Origin of the sequence: Herbaspirillum hiltneri N3, assembly GCF_001267925.1 — a bacterium.
In the GTDB taxonomy this organism is placed as follows: domain Bacteria; phylum Pseudomonadota; class Gammaproteobacteria; order Burkholderiales; family Burkholderiaceae_D; genus Herbaspirillum; species Herbaspirillum hiltneri.
In genome coordinates this window covers 2,994,875-3,010,296 of the sequence record NZ_CP011409.1, presented here as the reverse complement: position 1 = coordinate 3,010,296, position 15,422 = coordinate 2,994,875, and the positions used below count along the sequence as shown (strand labels likewise).

15 protein-coding genes are annotated in these 15,422 nt (G+C 61.1%); 6 read left to right on the top strand and 9 right to left on the bottom strand.

The window, feature by feature from the left end; genetic code table 11:
* Positions 1–32 precede the first annotated feature (32 nt).
* Entirely contained in the window at positions 33–1,055 is a 1,023-nt protein-coding gene (locus F506_RS13610; protein WP_053198247.1) for an ABC transporter substrate-binding protein, read from the top strand.
* Between the two features lie 102 nt (positions 1,056–1,157).
* Here the strand turns inward: F506_RS13610 and F506_RS13605 are convergent, their stop codons facing one another.
* The 6 genes from F506_RS13605 to F506_RS13580 form a co-directional block, all read right to left on the bottom strand.
* The gene (locus F506_RS13605; protein ID WP_053198246.1) at positions 1,158–1,946 is read right to left on the bottom strand and encodes a phosphodiesterase; all 789 of its coding nucleotides are present in this window, start codon (positions 1,944–1,946) and stop codon (positions 1,158–1,160) included.
* Positions 1,947–1,974: 28 nt separating this feature from the next.
* Complete coding sequence (locus F506_RS13600; RefSeq protein WP_167552703.1) at positions 1,975–2,838, bottom strand: carbohydrate ABC transporter permease; 864 nt, start codon at positions 2,836–2,838, stop codon at positions 1,975–1,977.
* Positions 2,835–3,755 carry a carbohydrate ABC transporter permease gene (locus tag F506_RS13595; RefSeq protein WP_053201602.1) on the bottom strand — a complete coding sequence of 307 codons (921 nt, stop codon included), beginning with the start codon at positions 3,753–3,755 and terminating at the stop codon, positions 2,835–2,837. Before F506_RS13595 ends, F506_RS13600 begins: the two co-directional genes overlap by 4 nt.
* 102 nt (positions 3,756–3,857) lie before the next feature.
* Positions 3,858–5,132: an ABC transporter substrate-binding protein gene (locus F506_RS13590; RefSeq protein ID WP_053198241.1), complete on the bottom strand. Its 1,275-nt coding sequence runs from the start codon at positions 5,130–5,132 to the stop codon at positions 3,858–3,860.
* A 77-nt stretch (positions 5,133–5,209) separates the two neighbouring features.
* Complete coding sequence (locus F506_RS13585) at positions 5,210–6,313, bottom strand: ABC transporter ATP-binding protein (protein WP_053201600.1); 1,104 nt, start codon at positions 6,311–6,313, stop codon at positions 5,210–5,212.
* 17 nt (positions 6,314–6,330) lie between these two features.
* Entirely contained in the window at positions 6,331–7,197 is an 867-nt protein-coding gene (locus tag F506_RS13580; RefSeq protein ID WP_235471152.1) for a DeoR/GlpR family DNA-binding transcription regulator, read from the bottom strand.
* A gap of 233 nt (positions 7,198–7,430) precedes the next feature.
* Here F506_RS13580 and F506_RS13575 point away from each other — a divergent pair, with 233 nt between their 5' ends.
* The 4 genes from F506_RS13575 to F506_RS13560 all read left to right on the top strand — a co-directional run bounded on the left by F506_RS13575 (position 7,431) and on the right by F506_RS13560 (position 11,401).
* On the top strand, positions 7,431–8,639 hold the full coding sequence (locus F506_RS13575) for a porin (protein ID WP_053198237.1): 1,209 nt from the start codon (positions 7,431–7,433) through the stop codon (positions 8,637–8,639).
* Between the two features lie 19 nt (positions 8,640–8,658).
* Positions 8,659–9,564 carry a glycerophosphodiester phosphodiesterase family protein gene (locus F506_RS13570; RefSeq protein WP_053198235.1) on the top strand — a complete coding sequence of 302 codons (906 nt, stop codon included), beginning with the start codon at positions 8,659–8,661 and terminating at the stop codon, positions 9,562–9,564.
* 233 nt (positions 9,565–9,797) lie between these two features.
* On the top strand, positions 9,798–10,217 hold the full coding sequence (locus tag F506_RS13565) for a DUF3224 domain-containing protein (protein WP_053198233.1): 420 nt from the start codon (positions 9,798–9,800) through the stop codon (positions 10,215–10,217).
* A gap of 122 nt (positions 10,218–10,339) precedes the next feature.
* Positions 10,340–11,401: a M29 family metallopeptidase gene (locus F506_RS13560; RefSeq protein WP_053198231.1), complete on the top strand. Its 1,062-nt coding sequence runs from the start codon at positions 10,340–10,342 to the stop codon at positions 11,399–11,401.
* Positions 11,402–11,461: 60 nt separating this feature from the next.
* On the opposite strand, the gene F506_RS13555 is transcribed toward F506_RS13560, so the two are convergent.
* The 3 genes from F506_RS13555 to F506_RS13545 form a co-directional block, all read right to left on the bottom strand.
* Entirely contained in the window at positions 11,462–11,917 is a 456-nt protein-coding gene (locus F506_RS13555; RefSeq protein WP_053198229.1) for a GNAT family N-acetyltransferase, read from the bottom strand.
* A 158-nt stretch (positions 11,918–12,075) separates the two neighbouring features.
* Positions 12,076–13,365 (bottom strand): MFS transporter, encoded by a 1,290-nt coding sequence (gene tcuC, locus F506_RS13550; protein ID WP_053198227.1) that lies wholly within the window; start codon positions 13,363–13,365, stop codon positions 12,076–12,078.
* Between the two features lie 144 nt (positions 13,366–13,509).
* Entirely contained in the window at positions 13,510–14,289 is a 780-nt protein-coding gene (locus F506_RS13545) for a substrate-binding domain-containing protein (protein ID WP_053198226.1), read from the bottom strand.
* Positions 14,290–14,500: 211 nt separating this feature from the next.
* Between F506_RS13545 and F506_RS13540 the strand changes: the two genes are divergently transcribed.
* Complete coding sequence (locus F506_RS13540) at positions 14,501–15,412, top strand: LysR family transcriptional regulator (protein ID WP_053198224.1); 912 nt, start codon at positions 14,501–14,503, stop codon at positions 15,410–15,412.
* Positions 15,413–15,422 lie beyond the last annotated feature (10 nt).

Genomic DNA, 15,422 nt, shown 5'->3' with positions numbered 1-15,422 from the left:
CGATATAAATCGACACCTTCAAAGGAGACAGAATGAAACGCAGACATTTTTCCAAACTGATGACCGCCGCAACCCTGGGCTTGTCCATGCTGGCCGCCAGCATTCCTGCCCGGGCCGAAGCGCCGATGGTGCGCCTGTCGCACGGCTACGGCTTGCTGTACCTGCCGCTGATGGTGATCCGCGACCAGGGGCTCATCGAGAAGCACGCCAAGGCGATGGGACTGGGCGACGTCAAGACCAGCTGGGTGCTGCTTGATGGCGGCAACGTCATCAACGACGCCATGCTGGCCGGCAACCTCGACATCGCCGGAACCGGCGCGCCGGGATTCATCACGCTGTGGTCGAAGGCGCGCGGCATTCCGCGCTCCGAAGTGACCGGCCTGGGTGCGCTGAGCACTTCGCCGTTGTGGCTCAACACCAATAATCCCAACGTCAAGTCGCTCAAGGACTTCACCTCCAAGGACAAGATCGCCATCCCGGGCATCAAGACCTCGCTGTCGGCGGTGCTGCTGCAAATGGCTGCGGCCAAGACCTTCGGCATCGAGAACTACGCCAAGCTCGATCCGCTGACCGTCAGCCTGAGCCATCCGGAAGCGCTCGGTTCGCTGCTGTCCGGCAAGACCGAGATCACCGGTCATTTCACCTCGCCGCCGTTCTCGTATCAGGAAGCCAAGGATCCGAAGATTCATCGCGTGCTGAATTCGTCGGAAGTACTGGGCCACATCACCATCGACGTCGTGTTCGCACTCAAGCAGTTCACCGAAAAGAACCCCAAGCTGACGCAGGCCTTCATGGAAGCGCAGGAAGAAGCCAACGCCTATATCGCCAAGAACCGCAAGGGCGCGGCAGAGACTTTCCTGCGCGTGTCGAAGATGAAACTGACGCAGGATGAAGTCGAGAAGATGCTGGCCGATCCCGACACGCAATTCACCACCACGCCGGAAGACATCATGCAATACGTGGTGTTCATGGACAAGGCCGGCACCATCAAGACCAAACCGGCGGTATGGTCCGATCTGTTCGTGCCCGCGTTCAAGACACGCAAAGGAAGCTGAACCAAGGGACGCTGAGCTGCAACCAGCGAGCCAGGCAAAAAAACGGGGAGTGCGCCAGGCGCCTCCCCGTTTTTTTATTGCCTCGGCATGTGCGCATGTGCATCAGCCGTAATACGGAAACTGCTGCGACCGGTCCATGAACGCGTGATAGTGCACCACCACGCCCGCGTCGCGCAGGCTCAGCACGGCGTAGGCGGGCGGCTCCATCGAGGTTGTGGCCGGGCCTGTCAGCGCGAAGTCGAGCGCATGCTGGTGATTGGTGCCCGGCACGGTGGCGAACGGCGTGCCGTACCAGGTGCCGCCCGACGGCCGGTGCACGTGGCCGGAGAACATGTAGCGCACGTTGCCGTGTTGCTTCACCAGCGTCCTCAGGTCGGCCTCTTCGCGCAGGCGGATCCAGTCCATCGACGGCAGGTCGAGCTCGAACGGCGGATGGTGCGAGAACAGGTATACCGAACGTTCGCCGGCTTCGGACAGCATGCGGTCCAGCCAGGCCAGCCGGTCGGCGCACAGGCGGCCTTCATGGGTGCCGGGCTCCTTGGTGTCGAGGAACACCAGGCGCGTGTCGCCGGCATCGTGCACACCCTGGATGAAGCCGTGATCGTCGGCCGGCATGTGGGGGAAGACGCTGCGGAACACCGGGCGTTCGTCATGGTTGCCGAGCAGCAGGCGTACCGGCAGTTTCAGTTCCTTGAGGCAATCGGCCAGGATGCGATACGAGGCTTCATCGCCGTCGTGCGTGAGATCGCCGGTGATGACGCACAGGTCGGCGTCAGGGTGGTGTTCATTGACATGGGCGATGCAGTGGCGAAAACGCGTGACCGGGTCTTCGCCGAACAAGAGCTTCCCATCCGGCACCAGGTGGATGTCGGTGATTTGTATGACTTTCATCAGATGTGTTGTTGGTGTTGAGAGAGAGTTATCGGATGCCCGCGCGCAGGAAGGCCTGGATGAACTGGCGTTGGAATACCAGGAAGCCCGCCAGCAGCGGCGCGATCGCCAACAGCGTGGTGGCGCTGATGATGGAGATGTTGACGCCGCTTTCGGGCGCACCGAACAGCGACAGTCCGACCGTCAGCGGTCGCGTCGCAGGCGAGTTGGTGACGATCAGCGGCCACAGGAAATTGTTCCAGTGCGTCGCCACCGACACCAGCGCATAGGCCAGATAGACCGGCTTGGCCGCCGGCATGTAGACACGCCACAGCACGCCGAACCAGCCGCAACCTTCGATGCGTGCAGCTTCTTCCAGCTCGCGCGGGATCTGCATGAAGGCCTGGCGCAGCAGAAAGATGCCGAAAGCGCTGGCCATGTAAGGCACCGCCATGCCGAACGGCGTATCGAACAGGCCGAGGCGGGTGACCATTGCATAGTTCTCGACAATCAGGATTTCCGGCAGCACGAACAGTTGCAGCAGCACCAGCACGAACACGGCGTTCTTGCCACAGAACTGGAAGCGTGCGAAAGCAAAACCGGCCAGCGTGCACAAGGTGAACTGGCCGGCCAGGATCAGGCTGACCAGCACGAAGGTATTGAGGAAGTAGCGCAGCCACGGCGCCGATTGCCAGGCATCGCGGAAATTCTGCAGCACCAGCGGCGCGGGCCAGTCGAATGCGAGCGCGGCGTGGGAGGTATGGAAGGCGGCCCACAGCGCGAACAGCAGCGGCGCGATCCACAGCAGCGCCAGCAGCCAGGCGCCGAGGGTGTCGACAAGGTTCCAGAAACGGTCATGCGACACAGCAGCGGGAGCGGACGCCGCCGACGGGGAGATAACGAGAGTGTTCATCGGTAATGGATGCGACGGTCAAAGAACATGAATTGCAGCGCGGCGATCAATCCCAGTACGGCGAGCACGAGTACGGTCATCACGGCGGCGCCGGCCTGATCGAGATAGGCGAAGGCCATTTCCCAGATCCAGTACAGGATCAGCTTGGACGCGTTGTCCGGACCGCCCTTGGTCAGGATGAACAGATGGTCGATCAGGCGCACCGAATTGATCAGTGCATTGATCAGCACGAACAGCGTGGTCGGCATCAGCAGCGGCAGCACGATGCGGCGCGTATAAGCCCAGCGGCCGGCGCCTTCGATGCGCGCCGCTTCGCGCAGGTCGGGCGGGATCGCCTGCAATGCGGCCAGGTAAAAAATCATGAAGAAGCCGGACTCCTTCCAGATCGTCACGGCCATCACCGACCACAGCGCAGTGCCGGGCCGGCCCAGCCAGTTGGTGGGGCCGATGCCGAACAGTGCAGTGATGTGATCGAGCAGGCCGAGACCGGGCGTATAGAAAAACAGCCACAGGTTGGCCGCTGCAATCATCGGCAGCATGGTCGGCGTGAAAAAGGCGGTGCGCACCAGGCCGCGGCCGCCGATGCGCGCGTTGGCCCATAAGGCCATGCCCAGCGCCAGCGCGATCGAAACGGGGACGGTCACGCCCGCGTACAGCAGATTGTTGCCGGCGACTTGCCAGAAGGTCGGGTCGCTCAGCAGGTCGCGGTAATTGTCGATGCCGTTGAATACGCTGGGGCGGCGTGCGGTCCCGCGCGAGTGAACGCTGCTCCACAGCGTCGCCAGCATCGGATAAAAGGCGAACAGCGTCAGCAGGATCAGCGATGGCGTCAGCAGGCCCCAGCCGAAAAGGTTATGCAGGCGGCGTTCCGCAGGGTTCGCGAGATGCGCCGGCGCCAGGTGTGTTGCTTGGTTCATCAGGATCATGTCCGGTGATCGGTCTTGGCGTTGTCGTTACCGAGCTTGCTGCCGCCCCGATCTCCGGGACGGCATCAGTACTTTCTTGCAGAAAAACGTGGATTAGCGGTAAGGCTTTAGCAGACGTTCGGCGGTCGCCTGGGCTTCGTCCAGCGCCTGTTTCGACGTCTTGGTGCCGGTCAGTGCCGCTTGCACGGCGTTCGACAGCGCTTCACGCACGCGCGCGGTCTGCTCGGTCGAGAACTCCGGAATCGCTACCGCCAGCTGATCGCGCGCCACCAACGCCTGCGGGAAGGTCTTGGCGTAATCGCGCAGGGCCGGGGTGTTGTACGACGCCGGGCTGGTGCCGACGTAGCCGGTCGCGATCGACCATTGGGCGGCGCGTTCGGGTGCGGTCATCCAGCGCACGAACGTGACGGAAGCGGCTTGCTGGGCAGGCGACGAGCCCTTGAACAGGTAGAAGTTGCCGCCGCCGACCGGGGAGCCGGGTTGCTTGTTGGCCGGCAGCATGGCGACGCCGAAATCGAACTTGGCTTCCTTCTTCACCGCCGTCAGGTTGCCGGTGGTGTGCCACATCATCGCGGTCTGTCCCTGGACGAACGCCTGGCGCAGCGTACCCCATTCAATCGCGCCGGCCGGGCTGACCTTGTACGTGGCGGCCAGCGAACGCCAGAATTCCAGCGCTTCGACCGCGGCCGGGGTGTTGAAGTAGACCTGCGTGCCTTCCTTGTTCATCAGCGAAACACCGTTCTGGATCGCGAACGCCTGGAACATCCAGTACGGATAGCCGGTCGACGGAATCATCAGGCCGAACTTGTCCTTGCCGGTCAGCTTGGTAGCGGCGGCCAGCATTTCTTTCCAGGTCTTCGGCGGCGCGTCGGGATTCAGGCCGGCGGCGCGGAACATGTCCTTGTTGTAGAACATCACGATGGTCGAGCGCTGGAACGGAATGCCCCACACGTGGCCGCCGATGGTGCCGTTGGCCATCAGGCCGGGATAGAAGCTCTGCAGCCAGGCCTTGTCTTCGGCGCTGGTGGCGACCTTGTCGAAGGGCTCGATCAGGTTCTGGTCGATCAGGTCATAGGTGTCGAGCGCGCCCAGCACCGACAACTGCGCAGGCTGGCCGCCCTTGATGGCCGACAATGCGCGCACGCGGGTCTCGTCGTAGTTGCCGGAGTAGACCGCCTTGACCTTGATGTCCGGATTGGATTTCTGGAAGTCATTGATCATGCCGTCGATCACTTCCGTCAGCGGGCCGCCGACGGCAATCGGGTAGTACATGGTCAGTTCAGTCGCGGCGCAGGCCATCGACGATGCTGTCAGTGCGCTGGCGAAGAGTGCGGCCAACGCTGTTTTTTTGATGAGTTTGCTCAGCATTGCTGTTCCTTTTTTGAGGTAGTCGTGTTGAAAGTGCAGGTGAAAAGCGTGGTCAGATCCGGATGTGTTGAAAGCGCTCAGAGCACGGCGGCCAGCTTCGGCGTGGCGCTGTCGTGGCCGTAGCGGGCCAGCCGCAGCAAGCGGCGACCATCATCGGCGGCGAACACGTGGGCGTCGACGGGATTCCAGCCGAGACCGACGCGGTCGCCGAGCTTGAGACGGCTCTTTTCCGGACTGCGCACGATGATGTCGTCGCCGCCCGGCAGGTCGAGGTAGATGTAGGATTCGGCGCCCTGGAATTCGACCCCGGTGACGGTGCCGAACAACTCGGTGGATGACGGCGCGACGATATGGAAATGTTCGGGCCGCACACCGATCAGGGTGTTCACATCGCCACCGATCGGCGCGATGCCTGCACGCAAGGGCGGCGGCAACTTCTCAGCCGCCATCAGCATCATCGGCGGGCTGCCGATGAAGCTTGCCGAGAACGCCGTGGCGGGCGTTTCATACAACTCCGCCGGCGTGCCGCTCTGCACGATGCCGCCGGCGTTCATCAACACAATCTTGTCGGCCATGCCCATCGCCTCGGTCTGGTCGTGGGTGACGTACACCACGGTCATGCCGAGCCGCTGCTGCAAGGCGCGGATTTCATGGCGTACTGAATGACGCAGCTTGGCATCGAGGTTGGACAAGGGCTCATCCATCAGGCAGATCGAATGACCGGCGACGATAGCGCGCGCCAGCGCTACGCGCTGACGCTGGCCGCCCGACAGCTGTGCCGGCTTGCGTTGTTCAAGTCCTTGCAGATTGGTCAGCGCCAGGGCGTCCTGCAGACGCTGGCGGCGTTCGGCCGCGTGCACGCCACGCACCTGCATGCCGAAGCAGATGTTCTCGGCGATGTTCAGATGCGGGAACAGCGCGTACGACTGGAACACCATCGACAACCCGCGCGCCGAAGGCGCAGCAGCGGTGACGTCCTTGCCGTCGATTTCGACGCGGCCGCTGTCCGGCGTTTCAAGTCCCGCCAGCAGGCGCAACAAGGTCGACTTTCCGCAGCCGGACGGACCGAGCAGGGCAACCAGCTGGCCGCGTCCGAACTCCAGATCGAGCGACTTGATGACCTGGTGCGCGCCCCAGGATTTGCTGATGCCGGTAAGGCGGATGGCAACGTCGGTGTTCATGTTCGTTTCCTGCATGTTCATTTTCCTGCTGCGATGGCAGCCATGACGGAATTGCCGGTGGCTGCGGAACTTGTCGTTTGATCGTCTGTGCCGGCGTCGCCTCCCGGCTGCGACGTCACGACGACGCGCGTATTGCCGGCCAGCATGGCGGCCAGTGCAGGGCTCAGCGGGCTATCGGTGACCAGGATGTCGGGGTCCGACAGATGGCCGCCGCGCACCGGCGCCTGGCGCCCGAATTTGGAGTTGTCGGTAACCAGGATCTGGGTGCGGCAGCTCTCGCGCAAGGCCTGGCGCGAGCTCGATTCCATGCGATCGAAATCGAGCAGCGTACCGTCGGGGTCGACGCCGCCGACGCCATAAATGCCGAAGTCGGCGCGGAAGTTGCGGAACAGTTTGTCGGCGTCGTTGCCGAGAATTTCCGGATTCGGAAAGCGCAGCGTGCCGCCCGGCACGATGATCTGGTTGTTCTGGTTGGTCGACAGCGCCAGCGCCGCACGCAGGTTGTTGGTGATGACGGTGAGGTGGTCGTGCTTGGCCAATGCCAGCGCGACTTGCTCGGGCGTGGTGCCGATGCCGATGAGCACGCTGCATGAGTTCGGGATCAGCGCGGCGACGGCAGCGCCGATCTCGGCCTTTTGTTCCAGGTTGTTGATGCGGCGCATGTCGTAAGGCTGGTTGCGCGCCGACAGGATCAGTTCGGCGCCGCCGTGCCGTCGCCGCAGGATATCGGCGTCGCATAGCGCGTTGATGTCGCGCCGGATGGTCTGCGTGGTGACGGCGAAATGTTCCGCCAGCGCTTCCATTGTCAGGAAGCCGTGCTGGCGGAACAGCGCGATGATCTCGTTGTGCCGCAACGAGGCAGGCTTGAGGACGGGCTTAAGCACGGAATTAAGGACGGAATTACCTGCAGGCGTTGCCGACATGTTCACTTATCCATTCACTGGTTCATTTGAAAACGTGGTGAATGTTATCGGGCGATTGTTACCGGATCGTGACGTTCATATGAACGTAAATTGGTTTTCATATCGTCATAACGTCATGGCGATGTCATATATCGAGGGCATAGTTCGCCCGGCAATCCGGCTCCATCCTCATTCAACTTTTCTGAAAACCAGTCATGAAAAAAACTGCTCTCGCCATGTCGCTCCCGCTGTGCTTCGCCGGCTTTTCTTTCGCTGGCGCCGCACACGCGCAAACCAGCATCGCCTCATCGGGCGTCACGATTTACGGGATCATCAATCCCAGCCTGACCTACACCGACAAAGTTGCGGTCGTCACGCCCGGTAATCCGACCGGCACCGGTTCGCGCCTGAGCATGGATACCGCCGTGGCGCAGGGTTCGCGCATCGGTTTCAAAGGCGTGGAAGATCTGGGCGGCGGACTGAAAGCACTGTTCACGCTGGAGAACGGCTTCAACGCCGACACCGGTGCGCTGGCGCAGGGCGGCCTGTTCTTCGGCCGCACCGCCATCGTCGGTCTGTTGGGCAGCATGGGTACCGTTCATCTCGGTCGCCAGAAGGACTACATCGACGATCTGGCGCCATACAACGGCGCACTCGATTTCGGCAGCCTGGTCAACAACATCCACGCCTTGAATCTCGACCGCACGCAGGGCTCGCGCGTCAATAACTCGGTGCGTTACAACTCGCCGGTATTCGGCGGCGTGACATTGAGCGCGCTGTATGGTTTCGGCGAACAGGCCGGTTCAACCGGCGCCGGCCAGTCCTTCGGCGTCGGTGGCAGCTACAACAATGGCCCGCTGTCGTTCGGCGCCGCGTATTTCCAGAACAAGCTGACCGCCAACAACACCTTCACCGGCTCGAGCGACTCCGGCATTGCACCGGGCGCTGTTGCCGGCAGCATCGCCAGCACTTCGCTGAAGACCTTCCTGATTGGCGGCTCCTACAAGCTCGGCGACGTGCGCCTGTACGGTTCCTACTCGCAGGTCAAGCAGCCGCTGGCCGTCGCAGCCGGAACCGCGATGACCGGCTTTACCGGAGCAACCGGCGCGGCGTTCACCTTCGGCGGTGTCAACAACAGCAAGGTCGACCTGATCGACTTCGGCGTCAACTACAACGTCACGGCGACCACGCAATTGCTGGCCAACGTCGTGACCACGCGTTCCAAGTTCGTCGGCGCCACCAGCGACGGCAAGGCGACGCAGGTGTCGCTGGGCGTGGATTACTTCTTGTCCAAGCGCACCGATCTGTATCTGTTCTATGCCAACATCCGTTCGTCGGACATGTTCAATCCAGGCCTGTACGTGGCGCCGGGCGGCAGCAACACGCAGAACGTCCTGACCGCCGGTATCCGTCACAAGTTCTGATCGGACCAGGAGAGTGCACATGACAACTTCAATCAAGTCCGCCGTCGCTGCCGTCTTGTTGGGGATGGCGTTGACGGCCGCCGCAGATCCGCTGATCGCCGCCCACCGCGGCGGCACCGGCGACGGTCCCGAAAACACCATCCCGACTTTGCAGAACTCGCTCAGGCACGGCGCCGACATCCTGTGGATGACGGTGCAGGTCTCCGGTGACGGCGTGCCGGTGCTGTATCGTCCGGCCGATGTGGCCGCGCTGACCGATGGCAAGGGCATGGTCAATACGCTCACCGCAGCACAGCTGACCGCGCTCAACGCCGGCTATATGTATGCGGTGACCGATGCCGCCGGCAACAAGAGCTATCCGTATCGTCAACAGCCGGTGAAAGTACCGACGCTGCGTGATGCTTTGCGCGCCGTGCCGGCATCGACTTCGATCGTCGTCGACATGAAGCAGGTGCCGGCGGAAACCCTGGTCAATGCGGTCGCCAAAGTGATCGGCGAGGAGAACGCCTGGAAGCGCGTGCGCTTCTACTCCACCGACGCCAACGTGATCGCGCTGATGGCGCAGCAGCCGAAGGCGCAGGTATTCGAGTCGCGGGACGCCACCCGCGATCGCTTGGCCCGCATCGCGTTGAACGGCGGGGCCTGCGACGCGCCGCCTGCGGCAGGCACATGGTCGGGCATCGAGCTGGAGCGCAAGGTCGCGGTGGTGGAGAAATTCACGCTCGGCGAAGGCGTCTCCGAAGTTGTTGCCCACTGGTGGACGCCGGCGGCGATGAAATGCTTCCGCAGCAATCCGAATACGCACGTGATGGTGTTCGGCGTCGATTCGGCGGCGGCTTATCGCAGCGCGCAGCAACTGGGCGTGGATGTGGTGATGACGGATTCGCCGGTGAAGATGAAGGCGTTGCGGGAGGGCGGGAAGTAGTTTTCGGTTGACCGTCCCGGAGAAGAGGAAGCCTGCGCGAGCAGGCTTTCTCTTTGGGGAAAAGTGAACCCAGACTGTCCTGATTCGAATGCGTTGTTCGTGTCCGGCGATCCAATGAAATTGCGTCTTGTCGATTTTCTGCTGGCATCAGCGAAAGTGTCCGGGATAGTGGAAAATGGAACATTGGTCTGCCATGTTGCGCCAGGGTCTTTTCCTTTCCAATGGGAGCACGTATGCAATCTTCTCCGTCTTCAGAACAGTTCACCGTCAGCGGCGAGTTTTCCGTGACGATCAAGCCGCCCGCTGCAGTTGATGCAGCGAGCCTGGGCCCCGCCATCGGGCGTCATGTCATCGTCAAGGAATATCAGGGAGCGTTAGCGGGAAATTCCCAGGGAGAGATGTTGACCGCAGGTCAACCGGCTCAGGGAGAAGCAAGCTACGTCGCCATCGAGTCGGTACATGGGACGCTGGATGGGCGCACCGGTGGATTCGCCCTGGCTCATTTCGGACAGATGCACGCGGGCAGCTCGACCCTGAGCGTGAAGGTCGTGCCGGGATCGGGAATGGGAGAACTGGCAGGCCTGATGGGCGAACTGAGCATTCATCGCGAGTCTGGCAAGCACAGTTATACGCTCACCTATTGGTTCGCCTGAGTAAATACAGGTTGTAAGTATCCTCGTGCCTGCGCGCGAGTACAGCCGGGGCGACAGGATATTCCGCCGCGGAACGCCGTCCAATGTCGATTAGAATGCAGGCCTGACGCGACAAACTGACGATGCACCCCATGGAAAACCAGGAACCACCCAAGCCTACCTTCGGCACGATTACCGACGAATCCATCGATCTCGCGCAAAAACATGTACACGACATTCTTAGCATGGCGATCGAACATGCGCCCCCGCGCACTGCCGTGGTGGTGGCCGACACGCGCTGCGATCTTGCGGTCGCCTTGACGGAAGCCTATCGGCACTGTCTGCCGACGGCAACTTTCATCGATTTCGATGCGGTCGCGCCGGACGAGGTGATGGCCGCCTTCGCCCGGCTTGAAGCCGGCGATCTGGTGGTGCTGATTCAATCCACCAATTTTCGTCTGGAAGCTTTTCGCCTGCGCGTCGAACTGTTCAAACGTTCGCTGAAAGTCATTGAACATCCCCATCTGTCGCGCATGCCCGGTGCGCAGGCCGACTATTACATCGAATCGCTGGCCTATGACCCGGCGTATTACCGCGGTGTCGGCTACGCCTTGAAGGAGCGCATCGATCGCGCGCAGGGCGGCGTGGTCGACAGCGGCGGCGAGCGCCTGGTCTTTGCCGCGCCGTTTGAGCCGGCCAAGTTGAATATCGGCGACTATAGTGAGATGAACAACGTCGGCGGACAATTCCCCATCGGTGAAGTGTTCACTGAAGCGCAAGACCTGGAGGCGGTGAACGGACGGGTGCGCATTTTTGTTTTCGGCGACACGACGTTCCGTGTGAACAGGCCGGAGCAACCGATCACATTGGTGGTCACCAAAGGCCGCGTGACCGAGGTGATCGATTCCACGCCGGACTTCGATCAGGTGCTGGAAAAGATTCGCGCCGACGAAGGCGAGGTCTGGCTACGCGAGCTGGGCTTCGGCATGAACCGTGCATTTTCAAGGGAACGCATGGTCGACGACATCGGCACCTACGAGCGCATGTGCGGCATCCATCTGTCGCTCGGCGCCAAGCATGGTGTCTACAGCAAGCCCAATATCCGACGCACCACCGCGCGTTATCACATCGATGTATTTGCCGTGACCGAGGCGGTCTATCTTGATGATGAGATGGTTTATCGGGATGGGGCGTGGCAGGTTTAACAGTTGTTGGTGCACGCCATCCGGCGGGCAATTTGCACTGTCAAGGGATGGCTGCGTTTACTATGGCAATGGTTTCGCCATTTCTGTGGTCGACGACCAGCCGATTTTTTCGTACAGCGGGCGTCCCGTTTTCGTCGAATGCAGGATCGCGTAGGTCAATCCTCGCTTTTTGAATTCCACATCCGCCATTTCCATCAACCGGCCTGCGATGCCGCGGCGACGATATGCCGGTTCCACATATACGTTAAGTATGTATCCGCGTTTGTCCTGATGCGGGTGAGACGGGTGCGGGGGCCAGTCGATCGCCATCATGCCTATGCCGGCCACCACGGTGTTGTTGTCGGTAGCCAGAAATCCGAAATAGCTGCCATCAATGATCCTCGGCTCCAGCCAGTTCCGGAAATTCGGAGTCATGGCGGACAGTGAGTTTTCATCTCGACCGGCTTCGCGAAACATTGCTTCGCGGTGCCGACAGATCAGGTTCACATCGTCGGAGCGGATGTCGCGAATTTCCATATGGCCCTTTGTCGTCTTCGTGCATGGGCTGAAAGCCGGTGCTTGATGCAACTTTATCAGGATTTCATCAGGGAATTCCCGAACGAAGTGAAGCGGCGGACGTAAAAAAAGCGGGAAGGGCGCAAGCCGCTTCCCGCTTTTCTTTTGTGCCTGAACAATCAGGCAGCGACCGGCACCGCCAGCGATTTCTTGCGATACAGCACCAGCGTGGCGATCAGGCCGCAGACGGCGGCGAAGCTCATCCACAGACCGGGTGCGGCCTTATCGTGGGTGATTTCGATCAGGCCGGTGGCGATGGCGGGGGTGAAGCCGCCGAATACCGCAGTCGCGAGGCTGTATGCCAACGAGAATCCGGCAGTACGCACGTCGACCGGCATGACTTCGGTCAGGGCTACCACCATCGCGCCGTTGTAGCTGGCGTAGAGGAAGGACAGCCACAGTTCGACCACCAGCATCTTGCCGAAAGTGGCGTCGCCGACCAGCCAGGTCATGGCCGGGTAGGCGGTCAGGATCGTCAATGCGGTGAACACCAGCAGCAGCGGACGGCGGCCGATACGGTCCGACAGCGCGCCCATGACCGGGAGCCAGATGAAGTTGGATATGCCGACGCAGAAGGTGACGATCAGCGCGCTTTCGGTGCTCAGCTTGAGCACGTTCTTGCCGAAGGTCGGGGTATAGACGGTGATGAGGTAGAACGACACGGTAGTCATCGACACCAGCATCATGCCGGCAATGACGAGCTTCCAGTTTTCCAGCATCGAGCGGAAGATTTCGTTCAGGTTCGGCTTGCGTTTGCGCGCCAGGAATTCATCCGTCTCCTGCAGCGAACGGCGGATGACGAACAGCACCGGCACGATCATGCAGCCGATGAAGAACGGTACGCGCCAGCCCCAGTCGCCGACCTGGTCCTTGGTCAGCCACACATTGAGGCCGTAACCGATGGCTGCTGCGACGATGATGGCGACTTGCTGGCTGGCCGATTGCCAGCTGACGTAGAAACCCTTGCGGCCCGGCGTTGCCATTTCAGCGAGGTAGACCGACACGCCGCCGAGTTCGACGCCGGCCGAGAAGCCTTGCAGCAGGCGGCCGATCAGCACCAGCGCAGGCGCCAGCAAGCCGATGGTGGCGTAGCCCGGCACGAAGGCGATCAGCATGGTGCCCAGCGCCATCAGCGCCAGCGTGACGATCAGGCCCTGGCGGCGACCGACACGGTCGACGTAGGCGCCGAGGATGATCGCTCCCAGCGGACGCATCAGGAAGCCGGCGCCGAAGGTCATGAAAGTCAGCATCAGCGAGGCGAACTCATCGCCGCTCGGGAAGAAGGCTTTCGAGATGTAGCTGGCGTAGAAACCGAAGAGGAAGAAGTCGAACATTTCCATGAAATTGCCGCTGGTGACACGCAGGACGGTGGCGAATTTCGAGGACTTGGCAGAAGTATGAGATGTCATGATTTGTCTCTGATTATGTCCGGCTGAACCGGACTATGTGTTTTCTGAGTATCAACGGGCGCTGGCTTTTATTATTGGTCGCTCGCGGCCCGAGTCTATCTCAAGCTCGCGCCCCATAGCTTTCTAACAGCTTTCATGATGCGCTTATTTTTGCGTGGGCAACGGGTCCAGGCCGCTCTTGCTGACTTCGGCTGCGGCCTGGGGTGAGGCCAGGAAGCGGATCAACTGGCGTGCCTCGGCAGGATGCTGAGAGCCGACCGGGACGCCGGCGGCGAACAGGGTGACGCTTTGTAGCGACTCCGGGATCTTGCCGACGAAGTCGGCGCCGGCGACCGGCAACAACTCGCTGACCTGTTGGAAGCCCAGCTCATATTCGCCGCTGGCGACAACGCCCGCCACCGGTATCTTTGGCACCATTTTCGCCTTGCCCCTGACTTGTTGCTCAATGCCAAGTTTCTTGAACAGCTCGCGCTCTATATAGACGCCGCTGGCGCTGTCCGAGTAGGCGATGGAGCGTGCATTGAGCAGCACTTGTTTCAAGGCCTCGGGCGTGCTGATGTCAGGCTTGGGGTGACCCGCGCGCACCACCATGCCGATGCGCGAGTCGGCCAGGCCGGTGCGGCTGTCGGCAATGACTTTGCCTTGTTTGATCAATTCGTCCAGTGCGTAGCCGACCATGATCACGACATCGGCCGGTTCGCCGCGTTGCAGGCGATTGGGGATGGCTTCCGGCGCCGCGCCCATCGATGGTCCCCAGGCGGTAGTCAGTGTGTTGCCGGTGCTTTGCTCGAAGCCGGGGGCGAGCGCTTTGTAGGCAGCGGTAAAACCGCCGGAATTCATGACGTGGAGCTCCGCCGACCAACTGGAGGGGGAAAGCGCGAGGGCGAGGGTTGTCAGGCAGGTTAGCAGAAAGGTGCGGCGCATGATGGTCTTTTCAATTCGATTGCACGAACAAGTTGTCTCTGGTCGTTGTTTTTATTGAGGCGTGTGCGGCGCCGTGCCAGCGAGTATTCCTGAAGAAACAGGAAGCAAGAGCGCGATTTTTACAAAGCCGATTGATAAAGTAAAATGCATATTTTATTGATTTTGATGTGTGTAAAGCATCAATCGACATGCGATAAGGACGGGATTGCCCATGAAACAACTGCGCTTCGATATCGGCGATTTGCAGGCCATGGTGGCGGTGGTGGAACGCGGCGGTTTCCGTGCTGCTGCGACAGCGATCAACCTGTCGCAACCGGCCTTGTCGCGGCGTATCGATAAACTGGAAGATGCGCTCAGCGTGCGCTTGTTCGAACGCACCACGCGGCGGGTTACCTTGACGGTGGTAGGACGGGAGTTTTATGCCAAGGCGCAGGAAATACTGGCCAGCGTGGAGAATTCCCTGCTGAGTATCAGCGATATCGCCGGCCGTTCGGGCGGCGAGGTGAGCATCGCCTGCGTCCCTTCGGTGGCGTATCACTATCTGCCGCCGGTGATTGCCCAGTTCAATGCGGCCTATCCGAATATTCACGTCAAGATCATCGACGAAGGCGCCAACGATGTGCTGCATTGCGTGCAGCGCGGCGAAGCCGACTTTGGCGTCAACTTCATCGGCGCGCAAGAGAGCGATATCGATTTCGATGCGGTGATGAGCGAGCGTTTTGTGCTGGCCTGCCGTCAGGATCATCCGCTGGCGCAACGCAAGTCGGTGAAATGGCGTGAGATCGATCAGTACCCCTATGTCGGCGTGGCGCGTTCCAGCGGCAACCGCCTGGTGCTGGACCAGGCCCTGGCGGCAACCGAGGTCAGGCCCAGTGCGGCATTTGAAGTGCGCCATGTGGCGACGTCGCTGGCCTGGGTGGCGGCAGGCCTGGGCGTCGCTGCCGTACCGCATCTGGCGATGCCGACAGACGGCTATTCCATGTTGAAAGCGGTTCCGCTGGTGGAGCCCAAGGTCGAACGCACGCTGGGATTGCTGCGTAAAAAGGGCCGCAAATTGTCGTCGAGTGCGCAGTATTTGTATGACGCACTCAAAAATAAACCGCCTAAGCCTTTTCAGGCGTAAGCGGTGAATC